The sequence below is a fragment of the Carboxylicivirga caseinilyticus genome (assembly GCF_050589785.1).
Lineage (GTDB): Bacteria > Bacteroidota > Bacteroidia > Bacteroidales > Marinilabiliaceae > Carboxylicivirga > Carboxylicivirga caseinilyticus.
Window position 1 is genome coordinate 149862 of the sequence record NZ_JBNGOX010000001.1, and the last position, 22502, is coordinate 172363.

Annotated in this window: 7 protein-coding genes; 3 read left to right on the forward strand and 4 right to left on the reverse strand. The window is 37.4% G+C overall.

Going from position 1 to position 22502, the window contains the following annotated elements:
* Positions 1–19 precede the first annotated feature (19 nt).
* Positions 20–7534 carry a M4 family metallopeptidase gene (locus ACRD62_RS00665; protein ID WP_430818191.1) on the reverse strand — a complete coding sequence of 2505 codons (7515 nt, stop codon included), beginning with the start codon at positions 7532–7534 and terminating at the stop codon, positions 20–22.
* Between the two features lie 423 nt (positions 7535–7957).
* Between ACRD62_RS00665 and ACRD62_RS00670 the strand changes: the two genes are divergently transcribed.
* Positions 7958–8755: an MOSC domain-containing protein gene (locus ACRD62_RS00670; protein WP_430818192.1), complete on the forward strand. Its 798-nt coding sequence runs from the start codon at positions 7958–7960 to the stop codon at positions 8753–8755.
* 59 nt (positions 8756–8814) lie between these two features.
* Here ACRD62_RS00670 and ACRD62_RS00675 read toward each other — a convergent pair whose 3' ends face one another.
* Both ACRD62_RS00675 and ACRD62_RS00680 read right to left on the reverse strand, forming a co-directional pair.
* The gene (locus ACRD62_RS00675; RefSeq protein ID WP_430818193.1) at positions 8815–11313 is read right to left on the reverse strand and encodes a YfhO family protein; all 2499 of its coding nucleotides are present in this window, start codon (positions 11311–11313) and stop codon (positions 8815–8817) included.
* A 152-nt stretch (positions 11314–11465) separates the two neighbouring features.
* Complete coding sequence (locus ACRD62_RS00680) at positions 11466–13019, reverse strand: glycine--tRNA ligase (RefSeq protein ID WP_430818194.1); 1554 nt, start codon at positions 13017–13019, stop codon at positions 11466–11468.
* Positions 13020–13235: 216 nt separating this feature from the next.
* On the opposite strand from ACRD62_RS00680, the gene ACRD62_RS00685 reads away from it, so the two are divergent.
* Positions 13236–14858: a T9SS type A sorting domain-containing protein gene (locus tag ACRD62_RS00685; protein WP_430818195.1), complete on the forward strand. Its 1623-nt coding sequence runs from the start codon at positions 13236–13238 to the stop codon at positions 14856–14858.
* Between the two features lie 157 nt (positions 14859–15015).
* Positions 15016–16587, forward strand: coding sequence for a T9SS type A sorting domain-containing protein (locus tag ACRD62_RS00690; RefSeq protein WP_430818196.1), 1572 nt, complete (start codon positions 15016–15018; stop codon positions 16585–16587).
* 196 nt (positions 16588–16783) lie between these two features.
* On the opposite strand, the gene ACRD62_RS00695 is transcribed toward ACRD62_RS00690, so the two are convergent.
* Positions 16784–22339, reverse strand: a complete 5556-nt coding sequence (locus tag ACRD62_RS00695) for an alpha-2-macroglobulin family protein (RefSeq protein WP_430818197.1) — start codon at positions 22337–22339, stop codon at positions 16784–16786.
* Positions 22340–22502: the final 163 nt, after the last annotated feature.

Sequence of the window (22502 nt, forward strand, 5' to 3'; positions counted from 1 at the left end):
TTTTTAATTTGAGAATCTTTTATTTTTTAATCATACGAACAAATGCACATTCATCATCAAATGTCATTTTAACCAGGTAAACTCCCGGTTTAAGAGCTGAAGCATTCATTTCCACTTCCAGTTCGTTAGATGTATATGCAATAATCATTTCAGTTCCATCTGACGATATAAGACTAATACTCTCTATTTGTCTTGGTTTATCCAGTTCAATAATAAATTGATCTTCTACAGGATTTGGTATTAGCCTGAACTGATTTAGTGAGTAATTACCAATGCCTGTAGATATATCTTTTACGGTAATGATAAATGATTGAGAGACGGTTCCATTTCTACCATCATCTGCAGTTACAGTAATGATGGTTGCTCCATTAGTTTCTGCATTGAATATGGCTATATCTCCTCCTGCATCATACGTAACGATGTTTTGCTTCGACATTGATATTCTGTATGTAAGATTGTCTCCATCCGGATCGCTGAAATAAGAGGATAACAGTAATGTTATATCAGGTGAAGCCGGATTAAGTTCGATGTTTTGTAAAGCAGAAATTACTACTGGTCTGTTATTTTGCTGAACCAATACATCAAAGCTATCATATACCGGTTCCCAGTTATTGTCGGTGCAGGTGATTTCGATATTGGCAATGCCATTACTTATTGGTGTTAAGTGTAATTCATGACCATTATTCAAAACCGGGAAAACAATACTGTTGTCGGATGAGGTGACTGTATAATAAAGCTGATCACCATCAGCATCAACAAAGACATTGTTCAAATCAATTACATCGTTATATGTTGAATAAATGATTTTATTGCCAATCGGGTTAGTAAGATATGGAGGCAGATTATTGAATATATGCAGTTGAACAACTGTAGATACCTCCGGATTTACCGGATCATTGCTTCTGATAACCACTTCTGCTTCATAATGACCTTCACCCAATTCATAAGGTTCGATGCCAGCTAATAATGTGTTACTGTTACCGGCTTCAACAGTTCCATTTTCATGATCAATGGCAATCCAACCCGATTGCGAATTGATAACATTCAGGTAAGTATCCATTATCGTTTCAAAGGCTTGTTTGCTGATATAGGAACTGCTTGTTCCTGCAAAAAGTAAATAATGTATACGTTTTACGTTTTGAAGGTTAGAAACTTTATCTTCATCGTAATTGGTATTGGTGTTGAAAGTATGCGATACGTTTTCATCATTTTCTATTATAATGAGATGATTCACCGATGGATCACCTGAATTATAAACTCTTTTGATGAATCCTTTAAAAGTTTTAACACCTTTTTTCATCGTAATGATTTCACCTTCAGCAACACCTAATCCGTCTGCACCAAGACTTCCTGATGTGTAAAATTCACTTACATTATTCATGTCGGCAACCAGTATAAATAAACCATTTAGTTTAGTGGTGAAGTATTTACCACCAACACCAAAGGCTGCACTTGTTTGAATTGTATTGTTTGAATAATAGATTCGATTAGCATAATTCGTGTTCAGATAGTTACCAACATCATACATGTCACTTCCACCATCACTTATATAATAACTACTTGTTCCACCAGAGAAATCAAAACGGTTTGGAATAATGTTACTAATAGTATACCCATTATTAATTAAACTATCCTTTATGGTTTCCAGTTCCACATTTGATGAATAAATATCGTCCTTGTATCTAACAGCTACATCATAATTTAAAGTATATCCACCCAGTAGATTATCAATTGTGATTGTTTCCGTTGAAAAAGCATCTTCATAACGTTTTTTAATATTAATTGTATCAGGGCTGATATTAATTACCGGTGGATTATATCCATACCCGCTAAGTTGCAAGGTGTCATACTCATTGGCCGTGTTGGACTGTAGTATTAAACAAGCATCATGGTTGCCGGTAGCTAGTGGAGCATACTTTACATTGAGTGTACGATATTCACGCGGAGGAATTGTGTAAATGGTATCATCTACTGTAAAATACTCATGATCTGTGAAGATATTAGAAATCTCCAAATCTTTTGTTCCAGCATTGAAGACTGATGTTGAAATGGTTTTCTCAGTTCCGGTGAAAACATTGCCAAAATATAATGTGTCAGTCAGAAATTGCACTGAAGCAATTCCGGTTACATTTAATTGGGCTTCAACGGTTTTAACCGGATTAACAGGGTCGTTGGTAGTCATTCTAATTTCAGCGTTATACTGGCCTTCCAATAAACCGGCAGCATCGAAACGTACAGCCATAGCATGAGATTGATTTGCACCAATACTGTCGGTTGGGTAATTTTTAACCCATAGCCAGCTGTTTTTATTTGCCAGCCATCTAACCGCGTTTATTCCAAACGCAGTTAACGGATTAGAAGGGAAAATCTGTGTATTCACATTAGAAATAACAATTCTTCCATTTCCAAATTCTTTTACAGCAACCATTACATTTCCATAATTGTCTTTAATGATTGCGTCATTTTCATCTTCGGTTATTATCGAATTGCTATAATCGGTATGATATTGTGTTATTCCATAGGTAATGGGATGATCGGAAATATCGGTGGTTAAACCTCCTGCATAGGAATTTTGTGAAATGGAAATACCAGTGCCTTCAAGTAAGGCATCAAATTGACCATTGTTGTACATTACATCGATAAACAAACCATGACCAGCTTTAACCCATCTTTTTAAAAAATCGGCTCTGTTTGTGTTTAAAGAATAGTTGCCAGAATAGTATAGGACATCCGCATCCAGACTGGTTGTATCCAGATAACTGCTATACTGGGCAGTTGCACCATAACTCAACAAAGTACTAACAAAATTGGAGGCACTGCTACCTTCGTAGCACATTATTGTATGGCCCAATAATTCAACATGATTGGTATCAGCTACCAAGCCTGTAATGGAGTTAAAATGTTCAATTTTGATGGAATCAATCGATAATGAACTTTGGCCTGTATTACTAATGATCAATTCCTGGTCACTTATCTCATAAGAAAATAAATTTTCGGTAATCGACTCTGGCAAAGAAACTACAGGTGGATTAACCGCATTTCCTAATAAAGGTATACTCAACTCAGCTTGATCAGGATCGGAACTGAAGATGGTTAATGTTTCTGTGTAGTACTGAGCAATTGTAGGTGAAAAGTTAATTTTTACCTGAATATTATTACCTGGTTCTATTAAAGTCGTTGTATTAAAACTGGTAACAAAATCTGAATTACTTGTTTGTATATCTGTTACTTCCAGGTTTCGTGTGCCAGTGTTTCTAATAGTAATTAGCAAAGAGTCGGTATAATCGATAAATGTTTTAGGAAAGTAAACATTGCTAACAGTTTCAATATTTTCGATTCCGGTTAAATCCAAACGAAGAGGAATTAGTGTGGCAATATTGTCAGGATCGTTTGTATTTAGCTTTACATCAGCGATGTAGGTGCCTTCCAACATATTTTCAGTATTGATTGAATAATCAAGACCACCTTCGCTGTTACTTTCAACTGATACCCAATTGGTATTAACTGTTATCCAGCTGTGAGACATGGATAAATGCCATTTTAAAGCATTCTCAAACAAAATGGTATTGGGTTCATAACTATATTTTGTTCCTATAAAAACTTCATCACTGACAAACAAAATTTTACCATTATTGTATGTTGTTGCAGCAGCATAAATTTTGTTACTATAATCAATTAACAACGGGGTTGCTTCATTTTCGGTATAAATAGAAGCCAATGCGCTGGTTCCTATGCTATAATTGGTTATTCCGTTTGTAACTGGATGATCGGTTATGGTAGCACTTCCGTAATTGCAGTTATCATTCAATACTGTTATTCCTGTTCCCGAGAAGATAGGCTCGTACATGTATAGTGCCTCATCTCCGTTACCAATTAGCAGACCACCATCGGATATCCATTTTTGTATTTCATTAGCATACATATATAACCAATCAGAGGCATCATCAATAACAAGCACGTCAATGGTGTCAAGTGCTGTGGAATAGTTGTAACTGTTTAATAGCATGGTTCTTGCTCCACTCGCAATTAATTCAGCATTGACATATGAATAATATGACAGATCAAATCCTGAAAATGCAACATTAAGTCCTTTGTAAGTATCAGTAAGTGGTATTTGAATATTATTCGTACCTGTTATGTCCAAACTTTCATCATCACTCAAGGTATAAACTGTGGCTGAATAAAACTCAGGTGTAGTTGATGAAAATTCATCTTTTTTATAGGATGCCTGTACTTCTCCGTTAAACATTAAAATTCCACCATTCCCGTTGCTTAAAGGTATTGCATCATCGAATGTTTCACCACTAATCATTTCTATTCTGATTGTATCAGCAGAAACAGATAGGACAGGAGCTGCATCAACAGTAATGGTTTTTGTTATTGTGTCTGATGAAGTACAATTTTTGGCAATTAGTGTTACGTCGAAGTCTCCAGCCTGCAAGTAACTATGAACAGGATTTTGCTCGCCACTAATCGAATCATCACCAAAATTCCAGATCCATTGATAAGGCTCATTCAGTGATTGATCTTCAAATAAATACTCAAATAAGATTGGAATATTGTTTTTGGGCTGAGCAAAATCGGCAATAACGGGATTTCCATCACCATATTCATCGGATATCCAGGTTATTTCGAAACCTGAACTTGTTACAGATCCATCGGAACTAAATGACAGGAATACTTCACCATTCGTTGTGTTCAATACCTGTGGTAAAGTAATGTTTCCTCTTAATTCTGCAAGTAATGTGGCTGATGCAGAATTACCATCATAGATATTTAAATAATCGCAGCAGCTCTCGGTAGAAAATGATTCTATTGATAGTTGTATAGATTTTGCACAATCCGGCTGTATAAGAAATGTATAATTTTCGCTGTTAGAATAATTACCGCTTGGACCTCCCGAATCATATAGTTTACCACTTGGTAGGGTGGTATTGTTTTGGCTACCCATATTGATGGAGTTAACCACATTGTAGGTTTTGGTAATTGTATCGGTTCCATAACTATTTGTAACGGCCAGCGAAATAGTTTTGATACCGTCTTGGCTGAAAATCAATTGAGGATTCTGTTCCACCGAAGTGGCAGGGTTTCCCCCTTTAAAAGTCCAGCTGTATTGGTCAGGTAAATTTTTAGAATTGTCTGAGAAAGTGATGACTTCTCCTGGAAGTCCCACACTTGGTGTTACCGTAAAATCAGCAATTGGGGCATTGGTGTTGGCTGTAAGAAAAACTGTGTAATCTTCATACTGACCATACCTTGAGGTGGTTTCACCATTGGTTAAAGTTGAATAGCCAGCTAGTTCTGAACCAACTCTCAGTCGAATAGGTGAGTCGTAAATACTTCCACGAGGAATTGTCACAGTGCCTAAATGAGTTACATTGTTGGTTGATTTGTAAATTAATTCAGTCGCGTCAATAAATGCACCGTCTCCATCCAGATCCAGCCAAACATAAACATCTTCGTAGGTTGCTGTATAAGTGTAAATAGTATAAGTACTTCCTTCGGTTAAAATGGCTCTTTTGCTACAACTAAAATCTTCATACCCCATTATTGATCCTTCTGAAGAGTTATACATTTCTGCAAGGGAGAAGTATAAGATTCCTCTCGATCCGGGATATAATGTTCCGGGTGTTGCCGACGGGGGAACCGGACCACCATCATTTGTTACTATTATATAATCTTCTTTAGCTAAAGAGTCTTTCCCAACACAAGCGCCATCTCCTGTTGCAGTTAATGAAACAGTATAGGTGCCTTCAGTTGTAAATTCATAACTTGGATTTGCTTCAGTGCTGAAAAGAGTATTGTCAATGTACCATTCGTAATTTGTTGCCTGGTAACTATTGTTTTCAAAGGTAATACTTACCGGAGCCTGACACGAATATATTTGTGAGGCTGTAAATTCAGCTCTGATTGCACCGTCGAATACATTACCAACCCCCACAGCGTGCCAGGCGTTGGTTACTTCAATTACTTCGTTGGAACATGCTCCGTATAAATCTGTTGCAGCTAAAATAGAGTAGTATCGGGCCGAATAATAACCGGAATAAGGTGTAAGATAAACGGTTAATGTACGGTAGGCAATAGCTTCTGCAGCGTCCATTCCAATTGAATGAACTATGTATTGTTGACCGAGATCGTTCGTTCCGTCTCCTCCTTCACATAATAAATAAAACCAGTAATTCTGTACCGATGAATTATAATGAACTCCTCCATTATCATATGATCCGGTATACCAATAATTGCCTTGATACGTATCAGGTAATGAGTAATCGTTTGGATTTTCCATACTTCTGAAAGGAATCCCGTTTACATTGGTTTGTTCACCCATCAGGTAGTTGGCAGTAGCCGGATTGGCATAAAAGTCAATGGCTGTGCCAAATATATCGCTAAAAGACTCGTTAAGCGCACCCGATTCATATTCATATACCAGATCAGCCGTAAAACTGGTTAATCCATGAGTAATTTCATGTCCAACAATTTCAAGGCTTGTAAACGGATAGTATTCCACTCCATCGCCATCGCCGTACGTCATACATTGGCCGTCCCAAAAAGCATTGGCATAGTTATATGAGAAGTGTACATAGCTGTTAATAACATAGCCATTATCATCGATAGAATTACGGTTGAATTTTTCCAGGAAATAATCATAGGTTTTTTCCGATCCGTAATGTGCATCATATGCGGGTCGATCTATAACTACATCCCAAACATTGTCGCCATCGGTAAATTCAGTTGCTGATGAATAACTTGTTCCGTTGTTAAGATTAAAGGTTGATATACCTAACCCTCTGGACGTTTCAGTTAATGTGTATGTGCTTCCGTCGTAATCGGCAGTTATATTAACATTGCCACTGTACTGAGTTTGTGCTGTTCCAATTGCATCGGTATTGTGGATGCGTGATATCCGTTTAACAACCTGCTCATTCTCGGCGCTTATGTAAACATATTCACGAGTTAATGGAGCAAGCGAATAAACATCAACTTTATAGCATAAATACAATTGGTTGTTCACAGGCAGGTAAACCAGTTCTGCAGATGGATAAAGAGATTTATTGTTAGTCCATAGATACTCTTTGGAAGGTGTACTTGTTATAGCTTTTTCAATGGCGTTTGATTCATTGATGTAATTGCGGACCGGGCCATAATCCTGGTTTACAATTTTTCCATTGGCGCTTTTTAAAATGCCGCTTGAAAAGTGTGAGATAAAATACATGCCTTCAACCGGAATGTTATTGTAATAAAGTTGATTTTTAATATGAATCTCACCTTTTGAATCCCGGTTTTTGGCAACCTCCTTTAGTTTATATTTTTCGCCGAGGTTAAGCGCTTGTGTTAAGGTGCTCAGATGGTCAGTAGCTGTCGATTTTAGAATATTGGTATTGAATTCGATATATTCAATTAATTTACTTTCTTCATCTATTTTTAAATGAGTACTACCCGGAACAATTGAATTTGCAGCAGATCCTGAGAATTCCTGACCTGTTAAATTTGCTAATGTTATAAACAGACCAATAATAAGTATAATTCGTTTCATAAAAGTGGATTAAGGCTTGAATTAAATAAATGAAAGTATAAAATTATAGTTAAATTACAAACTTCCTCTTTTGATCCCTCATGTTGAGATATCGTAATTAGTATAAAATGAATTTAAATAAGCACATTTATCAATGTATTGTGTTTGTTTGGTGCTATTTTTGAGATTGTTTATCAAATGTATTTGGTTAAATAGAATTATTGAAAAAAGTTCATTCTATAAAATCATTGTCATTAACGTGTCAAATATTATCTTTACTAAACCTTAATCCACAAAATAATGAATGAGCAACGTGTACCCATTAAACTAGTCAGACGAAGACTAAAGTTTCCACATTACTTTATAACCTATCAGGTTGTTGTAATAATCTTAGTTTTGCTACTTTTGATTATCAAATAGGTATAATCAAAAAATAAATCCAAAATGTACTTGACACAGATTACTGTTTATCCTATAAAGTCGATGGGAGGCGTTCGCATGCAACAATGTGAACTGGATGATTTTGGATTAAAGTATGACAGACGCTGGATGGTGGTTGATACTGAAGGTAATTTTGTTACACAGAGGCAAAATGCACATATGTGCTTCTTTGTAGTTGAATTAGATGAAAAGGGCCTTGAAATAAAAAACCGTCAGTTCCCTGGCTGGAGTTTACATGTTCCTTTCCAGCTTGTTAGTGAACGAACTATGGATGTAAAAGTCTGGAGCGATGTTATTAAGGCCCGGATAGTTGATGAAAACATCGACAGAGAACTAAGCAAAATATTTGAGCATCAGGTTCATTTGGTAATGATGCCTGATGATGCAATTAGGAGGGTAGATACGCGGTATGCACCTGAAGGTTCACAAACAGCTTTCAGTGATGGTTATCCACTTTTAATAATTAGTGAAGAATCGCTTGACTTACTAAATACAAAATTGGATACCAGTGTTGAAATGGAGCGCTTCAGACCTAATCTGGTGATTTCAGGAGGGGAACCTCATACTGAAGATAGGAAGGGCAGGTGGAAAATTGGTGAAGCCCTGTTTGAGGGAGTAAAACCATGTTCACGCTGCGTAATTACTACAATCAACAGAGACACGGCTGAAAAAAGTACCGAACCCTTAAAAACCTTATCAACTTATCGGTTACAAAGAGGGAAGGTGATGTTTGGTATGAATTTGCTACATAAGACCAAAGGAACTGTTAGAGTCGGGGATTCTGTTGAATTTATGGATTGATAATATAAAAAAAAGCTGCTTCGGTTGAGGAAGCAGCTTTATATAATTATCTGTTCAGATTAAGCTTTTTTATTCTTCCAGATCCAGAACCCTGCTCCTGCAATTAATAACAGAATAAGAATCGAACTGATAGCTGCCAACCATTGACCAGTATAAAAACTTTTCGGTTCAAATTTAAATTCAATGGTGTGGCTTCCTTCCGGAATCATTAGACCACGCAGAACGTAATTGGCTCTGAAATGCTCAACTTTATTACCATCGATATATGCATTCCATCCTTTATCGTAATAAACATCGCTAAAAACAGCAATCTGCTTTTGTGGTGTGTTTGTTTCGAAAATCAATTTATTTGGCGCATAACTCATTAGATTAATGCTGCCCTGAATAGAATCTGCCGAATAACCATTCACCTGATCTGTAAAACGTTCATCAACAACAGCAGTCGTATGTAGGTTAACACCACCAATTGCTGCAATTTCTTCATCAGCATTGGCAACTATTTTTACTTTATTCACAAACCATGCATTACCCATGTAAGATGGGTTAAAAACGGGTGCAGCTCCCGGATTATAAATGATATACTTGGTATTCATCATATTCAGGATTGGCATGTTTTCCAACTCCTCTTCCAATTCACCAATGGTTTGAGCCTTTTGCAATGTTTGCATCAAGGTTTGCCAGTTGTTATAGATATATCGGTCATATAAGTCCTGATAACGGCGTAATTTGGCACCGTGGAACCCACCAACAGATTTGTGCCAATAAGGTGTAAAACCATCCTTAAATGGATCGCGATAGATTGGAAATACACGATAATACAAATCCTGATCTTTTAAAATTGCTTCATCGGCTTTTGACTTGGCAAATTCTTCTTTTGCTTTGGTCTTGGATTCGAATTTATCGTTGTTTAAGTAACGCTTATCAACTCCCCATAAGTCAATGAAGATAAGAATGGCAAATCCCCAGATAATGTAACGAGAAGCCAGTTTATTTTGTGAATAAAGCCATAAAGAAGCAGAACCAATAAGAATAAAGATAAACGATCGCCAGGCATCAGAAGTCATTAAATACTGACGTGCTGCAATAAGATTATCCTGCAGTAATTTATACATCATTGCCTGATCGCCACCTTGTTTTATTTGAGCAGAGATAGCATCTGCTTCCTGAGGACTTAGAAAATCATAAATTCCAAAAATGCTCGGAATCAATGCAAAGAGTAGACTGATACCTCCGGTTAATCCGAAAGCAATTAAAAACCATTTGCTATCCTGTTTAATTAATTCCGGCTTTTCTATAACCGTTTTCAAGCCCAGAAATCCCAGAACAGGCATGGTAAACGATGCAATTACCAATGCCATTTCAACGGTTCTGAATTTATTGTATAGAGGGAAATTATAGAACATGAAGTGATTAAATGCTTCAAAGTTTTTTCCCCATGCCAGCATTATTGATAAAATAGTTGCAGCAATCAGCCACCACTTCTCTTTTCCTTTGTAATAAAACGCTCCAATAAAGAATAAGAAGCAAATAAGAGCTCCGGCATAAACCGGCCCACTTGTAAATACCCGACCACCCCAATATTGGCTCGATTGGCCAACATATTCTTTTAACCGATTGTCGACATTTTCCATTGCGCCTTCATTGGTTGCCAAAGGTTCTGATGCACCACCTACAATGTTTGGAATCATTAATGTAAGTGTCTCGTGCAATCCATAGCTCCAGCTGAAAGCATAATCAATATCCAAACCGGAATGCTCTTTTTCGCCATCTTTGGCGCTTAATTCAGAAGCTCCTCTGATGGATTCTTTACCGTATTCGTAGGTTGTAATCAGGTTTGTGACATTGGGCAAAATAGCCAGTAAGGCAGCTAAACCCAGAACAGCTGAAGTTTGAGTAAATGCTTTCAGGGCTTTTTCTCTGATGGCATAAATTAGCTTTGCTATTATGATGACCAGCACCATTAAAGCAAGATAGTACGTTATCTGCACATGATTGTAGGCTATTTCCATACCGAGAGCTACCGTAGTAATTAAACCACCCAGCCATTTATTACGGTTATAGGCATATAAAATACCCGCAACCACTGGCGCCATCAGGGCGATGGCATATGTTTTGGTGATATGTCCGGCAATAATTATGATGAGGTTATATGACCCAAAAGCAAAAGCAATGGCACCTACAACGCTCAGCCAGTTATCAATACGAAGGCTTAACAATAAAAGATAAAAGCCCAGCATATACAGAAATACAATAGCAACTGTTTCGTAAGGCAGGTTTAATCGCGTGAAACGATTCAGGTAACTAAAAAGATTTTTTGAAGAATCGCCTCTGATCTGATAAGCTGGCATTCCACCAAACATGGAATTGGTCCACATTGATTTTTCTCCGCTTTGCTTTTCAAAATCAACCAGTTCTTTCGACATGCCAATGGCATGAGAGTTATCGAGTTGAGGTAATTTTTTACCTTCCAGTACGGGGGTAAAATAAGATACGCTAAGAACAATGAAAATAAGAATGGCACCTAAGTAGGGTAGTAGGGCTTTTATTCTGTCAATCATGATTTTATTTTTTATTTGACGTGAAAATACACATACTAATTGTAAACAAAAAGAGTATAGGTATTTCAGTTGATCGAAAACAAAAACCCGCTAATCTATATCAGCGGGTTAGTTATATGCTAAAAGGTGTATTTACTTTTAGAAATCAGAACTTATGCAAGTTTCTTGAATAGTTCTTTCATGCTTACTTTTTCGGCAATTATACCTCGAAGTTCTGATATTTTAACACGTTCCTGTTCCATTGTATCGCGGTAACGGATGGTAACAGTATCGTCTTCCAGTGATTGGTGATCTACAGTCACACAGTAAGGAGTACCAATGGCATCCTGACGGCGGTAACGCTTACCGATACTGTCTTTTTCATCGTACTGGCAGTTGAAATCAAATTTCAGATCATCAATGATTGCACGCGCTTTTTCTGGCAGACCATCTTTCTTCACCAATGGCATTACGGCTAATTTAACCGGAGCCAAAACAGGAGGAAGATTAAGAACCACACGGGTTTCTTTTTTACCATCTTTTCCTTCCACTTCTTCTTCGTTGTATGCACCCGCCATAATACTCAGGAACATACGGTCAACACCAATCGAAGTCTCAACCACATAAGGTACATAGCTCTTATTTAATTCAGGATCGAAATATTGAATCTTTTTACCAGAATACTCCTGGTGTTGCGATAAATCAAAGTCGGTACGAGAGTGAATACCTTCCACTTCTTTAAACCCGAAAGGCATTTTAAACTCAACATCAGTAGCAGCATTAGCATAGTGAGCCAGCTTATCGTGATCGTGGAAACGATATTTTTCATCGCCCATTCCCAATGATTTGTGCCACTTCATACGAAAGTCTTTCCAGAATTCGAACCATTTCATTTCTTCACCCGGACGAACAAAGAATTGCATTTCCATTTGTTCGAATTCGCGCATGCGGAAGATGAACTGACGGGCAACGATCTCGTTACGGAAAGCTTTACCAATTTGAGCAATACCAAATGGTAACTTCATACGTCCTGTTTTCTGTACGTTTAGGTAGTTTACAAAAATACCCTGAGCCGTTTCAGGACGTAAATATATTTTTTGAGCTCCATCTGCCGTTGAACCCATCTCAGTTGAGAACATCAGGTTAAACTGACGCACATCAGTCCAGTTTTTTGTACCTGAGATAGGACAGGCAATTTCATAATCAATAATAATCTGACGAAGTTCTTCCAGGTCATTATCGTTTAAAGCCTTGGCAAAACGACCATGAACGGTATTAATCTTTTCCTGGTTAGCTAAAACCCGTGGATTTGTTTCAAGAAATTGTTTCTCATCAAAAGAATCGCCGAAGCGTTTTTTTGCTTTCTCAACTTCTTTATTGATTTTTTCTTCAAATTTCTGAATCAGATCTTCAATTAAAACATCAGCGCGATAACGTTTTTTACTGTCTTTATTGTCAATCAAAGGATCGTTGAATGCATCCACGTGTCCTGAAGCTTTCCAGGTTGTAGGGTGCATAAAAATGGCAGCATCAATACCTACTACATTCTCGTGTAAAAGTACCATTGAGTCCCACCAGTATTTTTTGATGTTATTCTTTAATTCAACACCGTTCTGGCCGTAATCATATACCGCACCTAATCCATCATACACTTCACTGGATTGAAAAACAAATCCATATTCTTTACAATGTGCAACCAGTTTCTTAAAAACGTCTTCTTGAGCCATATGTCTGTATTGTGTTTTTTAGCAAAAATGCAAAAATAGTTGATTTTTGATTATCTCCGAACTTTCAGCTCAACTCTTTACAATTAAGCCAGTAAATGTTAAATCAAGATTATTCATCAAATAGTAAAGGATAACCCTGTCTTTTATTTCGAAAATTTATTATATTATAAAACAACCATCTTAATTCTTTTAGGTTATTAACTAAAATAATAGGGAATGAAAACAACATTTACTTTGTACTTTTTAGTGGTATTTACGGTTGCTTCCGTTGCAGAAAATCCATTTAAAAAAGAAAAACGCCATCATGCAAAATTTAAAGTGGCAACAACTCTGAAGGCAGCAGTTGCTACCGAGAATCCAATGGGAATGACTACCTATAACTGGAGTGGGACTGATTGGTTCGACCCTTCGGTTTATACTTTCACTTATAATGCGGAAGGTCTGCTTGAGACCAGTTTTAATGATTATAATAAAATGATTTATGCCTATGACGTTAGTGGGCAGGTTACAAGTGTTAAAACCCAATATTGGGATGGCTCTATGTGGATTAACTCCAATGAAGAAAGATATACCTATGATTCTGAAGGTAATGAGACGGAGAATGGATGGTATAGTTGGAGTGGAAGTGATTGGGTTTTAGAGTGGGGTTACCGAAATGTTTATGAATACGAGAATGGTGAACAAATATCAGTCATCTCTTCGCATTACAATTCAGGCACGATGACCTGGGAGGAAGACTGGGGATGGAAAGACGAATATGTTAGAGATGTGCAAGACCGATTAATTAGCGAGAAATATTACGATAGGGTAGGTGGTGCATGGGTTCTTGAATATTCCTCTGATTACTATTATGACGCCCAGGGAAGAGTGGAATATAGTATTGAATTAGAAGGAGGTAGTTCTATGTCAATGAAATTTGTTTATATGTACGATGCTCAGGATGTATTAATAGAAGCCAATGTCTACGAAGTTGACGGAGAGATTGAAACACTTCTAGGCAGATATACAAGTGTGGTATGGGCTATCTGGAACCCTGATGGTTTTACTCAAGATAGTTATATCGAATCGGTAATACTTCAAGTATGGGATGCAGACGGAGGTGTTTTTGTCAATGCTGAAAAGGAAGAAGGCGATATGCATGGCTATACAGGTACCGGAACTCCACCTGTGTTCACCAGTACTTATTCCGAATGGAACGGAAGTAGTTGGGATTATGTGTCACGCGAAACAAGATATGATGGTAATTATGACAATTACATGGAAGAAGAGTATATTGCTGGTAATTGGTATGTTACCAGTGAATACCGCGATAATTCAACTTATTGGCGTTATTTTTATGCTTCATATGATGGCTCTGGAAATATTCTAAGTGGATCTCATGACGAAACAATATTTGATGCTTTTGGTGCAGAAATTGAGAGTTTTAATAAAACAAATGACGGTACCGGCTGGGTGCAGATTTATGGTAGTAAAACTATTATTACCTACGAAGGTGCTACTCCCAAAGTATTAGAAAAGATTTATCAGAGTTGGGATGGAGATACAGAAATGTATGTGAATTATATGCGCGAAGTATATGATTATACTGCTACAAACCTTGATTTATTAGCCAAAGAAGGAATCAAAATTTATCCTACTGCATTTAAAAACAATGTAGCTGTACAGTCGGCTTACTCAGGAAAAGTTATGGTATATAATTTAGCAGGAGCCAAAGTTATTGAAAAGCCGATTAACTCCGGTGTAAATTCTATTGATGGAGCAAAATTAGAAAGTGGAATATATATTATTAAAGTAGTTACGAGTCAGGGACAAAATGTTCAAAAAGTCATAAAACAATAAATGCTAAAGAGCTGTCAGCAATGGCAGCTCTTTTTTTTTTGAGTAATGAAAATTATTTATCAAAAAAATTACTCAAATCTGTCTTTTGTCTGATAAATGCCTTATATTTTGATGTAATATCCTGGATTTAATGTATTTATTGACTAAACTTTTACCCATGAAACGGTCTGTTCTTCTGTTTTTCGGGCTGGCCTTTATGGCAGTTACCTTCGCAGAAAAGCCTCTTTCGAAAAAAAATTCACACAAAAAGCCTCAAACTTCTATTTTCTTAAAAACCGCCACTGAGGTTTATCAGCCCTTATATGTGATTACAGATTGCTGGGACGGCAATACTTGGGGAGGTCCAGTAACAACCAATTACACTTATAATGAATATGGATTTCTTTGGATTTCAGAATCAGAATATGAGAGGATAACTTATACCTATGGAGATGATAATAAACTATTGGATAAGATAAAAGAATCGTTTGTCGAAACTGATTGGGTTAATGATTATAAGTATTCATATACCTATGATGATTATGGAGTTTTATGCCAGAAGTGTATTTATTATTGGGATGGCACAGATTGGGTTTTGTCGGATGGTAGTTGGGTTGAACGGTTTTATGATGCATACGGTAATCTTACTGGTGAAATCAGTTATTACTACGATTTTCCAGATGGTTGGATCGAGATATATGGTTACAAAACAGAATATGTATATGTTGATGGATTATTAACAGAACAAACAGAATATGACAGATACAATGGTGAATGGATTGCAAGTTGGAAGTATGATTGGACGTATAATGATTTTAACCTGTTAAATGGAGGCTTCGAGTATTATTTTGATGGTTCCCGTTTTAATCTTACTGGCAGATACGTTGATGTTAGTTGGTATTTTTGGAATCCTGAAGGACATGTTCAAAGTAGTTATGTTGAATCTTATACCTATCAAACCTATAATGGACCTGCATTCCCCCACGAAGAACCCGAAAACGATTCTTATTACGAAGACATCGAACGATTAGTGGCTACCTATCCCGATGGCGATGGAGGTGGCACACCACCAACTACAATTGAGACCTATCAGACTTACAATGAAGGGTGGAACAATGATTTCAGATGGACATGGTTACAGATGCAGGATTATGAAAGTGAATTGGATGAGATATGGAGTCAGTCAACCTGGTTGAAGTATTATTACACCATGGACTATCAAACCAATTTATTAAAATACAATATTACAGAATCATACAGCTACGGTGTATTATCCAGAGCCACAAAGGAATCAGAAATGTTTGATGGTTTTGGAAATACAACAGAAACCAAAACAGAAACTAAAAGTGGTGACGGAGATTGGATACAAAAAGAAGGAGAGAAATGGATTTATAGTTATGATGGAGGAAGTTCAAAGATATTGAGTAAGACCTATCAAGACTGGGATGATGAGGCATTGGTGTATGTTAATGATATTAGGGAGAGATTTTTTTATTATTCAACCAATTTGGATCATTTGTCGATTGAAAATGTAGTTATCTACCCAACCGTATTCAACTGCAATTTATTTATTAAGTCTGATGTAGCTGGCAAAATGAGTTTATATAGTATGGGTGGAGCTAGGTTGCTCGAAAGACCAGTATTTTCTGGCATTAATCTGATAAGTTGCTGCGAATTGAATAAGGGACTCTACATGATAAAAGTTTCAACGAAAAAAGGAGATAGATCATACAAAGTGATTAAGCAATAAAGAAAAAGGCAGCATTAAGCTGCCTTTTGTTATACTAACAATACAATCCAAATTAGGGCAGTTGTAAGCAAAATAAACAATATCAATGATTTACAGTGATTTATTTTATTTTGATACATTCTATTTTTGTATCCGCAGTCAAAATTATTCTCTTTGATTTGCTTCACATCAAGTTAAGTTTAAGGTTTTTTCTTCATCATTCACCTGCATTAACCACTTCAACCCATTTTCCGGGTTTTCGTGCTGCAACAGTATTATCGTACATGGCTTCACAGCTAACAGCAGGTAAATAATATTTACCTGTATATCCGGCATTTAAGATAATAACAAATTTCTTCGAATAGCCTTTCATCAGGTTAAAATACGAATAAACTCTGTCATCACGATAATCACGGTAATCAGGAATGTCAGCTTCGTGAGCGCTCTTGATATCTTCCATTCGTGTGTTACGAATTTCCCATCCGGATGGAAATATCTGAGTTAAAGCCAGATTCTCAATATTACCTTTAGTACCCGGATTCTTCACACTCACTTCAGCAATAAAGTCAGTGCCCTGTTCCAGTCTTGTAACATCAACGGCATTACCCGAAAGATCTTTATAAACCACGTTAATTTGTAAATTAGACGACAAGGATGTGCTATCTCCTGCTGCAGGAATACCATCCATTATTACTCTTGCAAATAATACACCTTGCGACTTATTTTTAATATTGATTTCTCCTTTCAGGTTGCTTGTGTTTAGCTCTGTCTGATAGATAGAAAGCTCAGATTCAACTTTGGCTCCTTTTTGATTTGCTCCTTCCCATTCAAAACTGATGTTTTTGCTTACGCCTGATAAACCGGCATATTTACTGATTGCCAATAAGGAATAGGCTGTTGTTTGAGTACTCATCCATTGCTGACTTGATAAGGCTTTTGATAATTTCATTACCAAATCCGCTGCATCTGACTGACGATCGAGTAAAACCAATGTTTCAATTACCATAGCCATATCACGTTCGTTAGATCCATAGCTGTAGTAACGGTCGTACTCGGTAAAATCATCCATTGATGCATTATTCACCAGTTCGTTTGCAACATTTTTATGACCCGCTAAAGCATAGGCTGCAGCAAGTCTCCAACGTGCCTGCAGACTTAAATAGCTTTGATTGCGCATACGGTTCATGGCACTTAACTCAGGTTCGCCAGCTAATGCAAGGGTATATAAACGATAAGCCTGTGCCAGATCTCGTCCGCGATATAGTTTGTTAGGACTCCATTGGCGTGCCTGTGTACGTTGATACTTGATCCATTTGTTTTTAAATCCAACCGGGAGCTGATAACCTTTCTTTTCTGCTTCAAGCAGGAAGTGACCTGCATAGGTTGTGCCCCAGTCGTTTGATTCATTACTACCCGGCCAATAGCTTAGACCACCGTCAGGACGGACAAAACCTGCCAGTCGATTGATACCACCACGAATATTTCGGGCTGTTATTTCTTCAAACTGATCTCCGCTCTCAATTAAATCGCTCAGGAATAACTGAGGGAAAGCACCTGAAGTTGTCTGTTCAACACATCCATGAGGATAAGATACAAGGTATTTCAATCGTCGTCCAAAATCGATTGGAGGGATAGAAGATACCTCAAGTGAAGCATGGTTAGTGCCTTTTATTCCTGGTAAGGTAAATTCCAGTTTTTGAGACTGACCTTTTTCAATCTGAACTTTAGAAACCGTTGTGATTCGAGGGTTTGGATTACGAACCTCCAGTTCAATTTCATCCATAGCTTCTTCGCCGGATGCACTGGCCATTACCTTTACTTTACCAACGCCAATGGTTGGTTTAACTTTCACTTTAAAGATAGCTATTTCCTCTCCTATCTGATTAAAATTGATGGTTTGAGAATTTTCGCCAATAACGGTAAGTAAATCATTAGATTCAACTTTTACTTTAACCGTTTTGATACCCTCCTTCATGGCAAATACTGTTACCGGAAGGTCAACTTCTTCGTCAGGGCCCAGTACACGAGGAAGAGTGGCAAGAACCATCAATGGATTCCGAACAGGTGTTGTTTTTTCAGCATCACCATATGCATTTTCTGTTGAAGCAATCACCATAGTGCGAACAGAACCAATATAACGGGGCATCATAAATGTATGCTCTTCGGTATTACCCGGTTTAAGGGAATAAGGGCCAAAGAACTTAACAACCGGCTTAAAGCGGTTAGCCTTATTGCCGCCTTTTTTAGCCGACATATCATCATCTCCACCCAGACTGAACATTTGTTCGATATGACCTCCGTATGCTCCAATAACCTGATCGTATAAATCCCAGGATTTAACTCCCAGAGCTTCCTTGGCAAAGAAATAATCCCAGGGTTGTGGTGTTTTAAAACGGGTCAAATCCAATAAACCATCTTCAACCATGGCCAGTGTGTAGCTCATAGCTTGTCCGTTTTGCTCGCTTACTTTGATAGTCACTTTTTGCTCAGGACGTAACTCATCCGGCATATCAATCACTGGACTTAAGTGTGTACGTGGATCTTCAGCCATCAATGGAATAACACCATATAATCTGATAGGCAGGTTATTGACTGATTGTGAGTGAGGTTGCAACAAGGTAATTGAAACATATGCGTTAGGAGTCATCTCTTCAGTAACGTCGAAACTGAAGGAGGTGCTTCCTTCCTGTGGATCAACCCACCAGCTTTTCATCACTGAATTTCCGTTCTCGATGCATACCAGAGCTCTGCCGGCTGCTGAGGATGGGAAAGTAATCGTAGCTTGTTCTCCAACATTGTATTTCTGTTTGTCGGATGAAAAGCTTAGCATGGCAGCCGAAGAGGCGTCTTTATTCTGGCGTTTGCCGGCCCATCCGGGCCAGTCGACATAGACTGTTTTACCGGTAGCATGACCATTTTTATCGTCAACCACTCTGATAAGATAACGGCCCCATTCGGGATACTTAATTTTGAAGGTAAATTGACCATCACCGTTAACGGTGCTTACTTTACCACTTGATATTATATTCTGATGACGTGATCCGATGTATTTTGCCAGATTATCCTGTGATGATTCCCACCACCAGCGCCAGCTAACCTTGTAAACATAGTACGACAAATTCTTTACACTTACCGGTTTACCATCGGCATCCAGTGTTGCAACTCGTATAATATGAGCAGTATCGGTTAAAAGCATGTTTCGCTTATCACCTTTTGGTGTTTTGATACCTACAAATACTGGATAAGGTGCATAAGGTATGGTAAATCGATCCACACTGAAATCACCACTTTTCTCAAATACACGGGTCATAAAGGAAGCCTTTAACATTCCAGGTGCTGCATCTTTCACATCAATGGATGCATCAATAAGAGCTTTACCACTGGCATCCAGTTCACTGTCAAAAACAGTATATTCTTCTGATTCGAATGATCGAGCAGGATCGTCAAAGACATAATCCTGATATGTTTTAAACTGGGTACGAGTTTGATTCAAAGTAACCGAAACATCAGCTTTAAGGTTGCGGGCTACTGCGCCATGAAGCCAGTTTACTTCCATTTCGGTATTCATTGCTTCACCCGGGCTTAAGCGTTCTTTCCCAAAGTCAAGCTTTATTTTCAGGCGGTTAGGCTTAACTGTTTCTATTCTTAGTCCTTTCTCAAACTTACTGCCACCAACATTTATTCTTGCCGTCCAGTAGCCTGTTGGAGCATCATCCGGTGTGGCAGTTTTAAATGAAAATAATGTGCGGTTCTGAAGATTGCTAACCTGCTTATTTATGATTTGTCCATGAGGATTTAACAGTTCAAAAACAATAGGGTGTTCTGCAGGAAGAGCCTCACCTTTATTTTGCAGAATGAAGGATACAAACAAAGTATCGCCCGGTCGCCAAACTCCGCGCTCTCCATAGATAAAGCCTTTCATCCCTTTTTGAACATGCTGACCGTTAATGTCAAAGCGGCTGTATGAAAGTGAATTACCTTCCACAAGCTTCAGATAGCCTCGTTGATCGTTACTTTTGACAACAACCAGGAAAGGCTGATTTTCAATTTGGATTTTTGCAAGGCCATTGGCATCTGTTTTTAACAAACCCATTACCTTACTTTGGTAGTTGAGTATTTCAACATCAGCATTGGCAATAGGCTGCGCAGTTCTCAGGTCTGTAACAGCAATAACAATTTCTTTACTGTTTCCTTTTTTGGCAATTACACCAATATTAGATGCCAGTATATTTTTGGCAATTAATTTATTACTGTAATACGAATCGGTACAAGGGTCTTCACGATCCCTCCAGTTATAGTCGTAATCTTCGTAATCATCCCAGTAAGAACTGTAGTAGCTGTCCGGGCTATCCCAATAGGCCTTATCAGCCTCTGTAATTTCGTTTTCTTCTTCCTTGATAACCGTTTCTTGTTCATTCTCACCTTCGCTACACGGATAGAAACTGTGTTTCTTTTTCATATTCAGTTCAATCCGGTAAATTGCACCCGGTTCAGTCTGAATTAAATCTGTCAGGTTAAGTGAAAAGATATTCCATTCAGCTAAATTCAATGAACGGTCTTTATCCAGGCGGATGGTTTTTTTGAGAATTAAACGGCCAGCTCTTTTTAACTGATTATTTCCACTTAAGTCGTTAACCTGCAAAAAATGAGCTACGTTGGATTCATAAATCTTGATAATACGAACTTCAACCGCTTTAAGACTAACTGCTTTAAAAGGAAATATTAAACCATCAGAATTGGGTAAGATATTCCCGTTTCCGATCAAACTGATATTAGGTTTGGGAGTTTCAAACAATAACTCATATCTCGATTCTTCACTAAGAGGATAGGAGAGGCTATTTTTTATTCCTGGATGAACAACGACTTCTTTTTTACCGGATAATCGATAAGGTGGGTATACCTTTAAGCGATTGTTATCGATTTCATATTTTAAATCTGCAACATTTCCTAAACTTACCAGTCCGGATACGTTTTGCTTACTATCCAAAGGGTCGGAAAACATAACAACAATGTGTTGTTCAGGATGCATCATTACCTTGGTAGAGATAACTTTAAAATCATTCAGTGAAGGAATATCTATTTCTTCTTTTGATTGTTTATCAACATTAATAGAAGATCCATCCATGGCAAGAATAAGTAATCCCTGCTGTTGTTTGCGAATAACATTTTTGATTGTAAACTGATGAGATTTTTCACTGGCAACATGAGACCACTCTATTTCCAGTTCTTTACCATCCTGGCTAGCTTTAAGTATTTTTTCGACTTCAGCATTATCAGCATTATCTGCAAGTGTAATTTTACCTTTAAAGGTATTTTTCTCCAGTTCTTCGGCACTTAAAGGCTCTAATCCGGTTGAAACCAATCGATAATTTTGCTTGATGGTTGCAAATGAAAATTCGAAATCATCTTTTTCTTCTTCAAACAATTTTGGCAGATTGACCTTCACTCCATATTCAGTTCCTGAAGGAAGTCTGTTCTCGGGAACAAATTGTAAGGTGTAGCTGTCAAGCCACTCTAATTTACCTTTGATGGCAGGTTTAAAAGTCACTAATTTGGAATCGGCTTCCTGCCCGCCTTCAATTCCATCAATTTTGGATGAAAACTGAATTTGTATAACACCTTCATTGGAAATAATTCCGGAAGTGAATGCACTTACTTTTTCGTTGTATACAACCTCTTTAACAGTACTTTTTTCTTTGTCGGATTGACATGAGTTGGCGGTTAATATCATCAAAGCGATGATAATGTAACCCAGCATGGATTGTTTGAACATTCTGGTTAAGTCTAAAAATTTATCTAAAATAATAATTATCGGTAATAATTAGATGTCAATCATAAAATTAAAGCCAACCGAAAGATGCTTTTGCATAGACATTGTTAAAGTTAAATGATGTTAAAGTACATATAATATCGCACGCGATATAAAATATCAGATT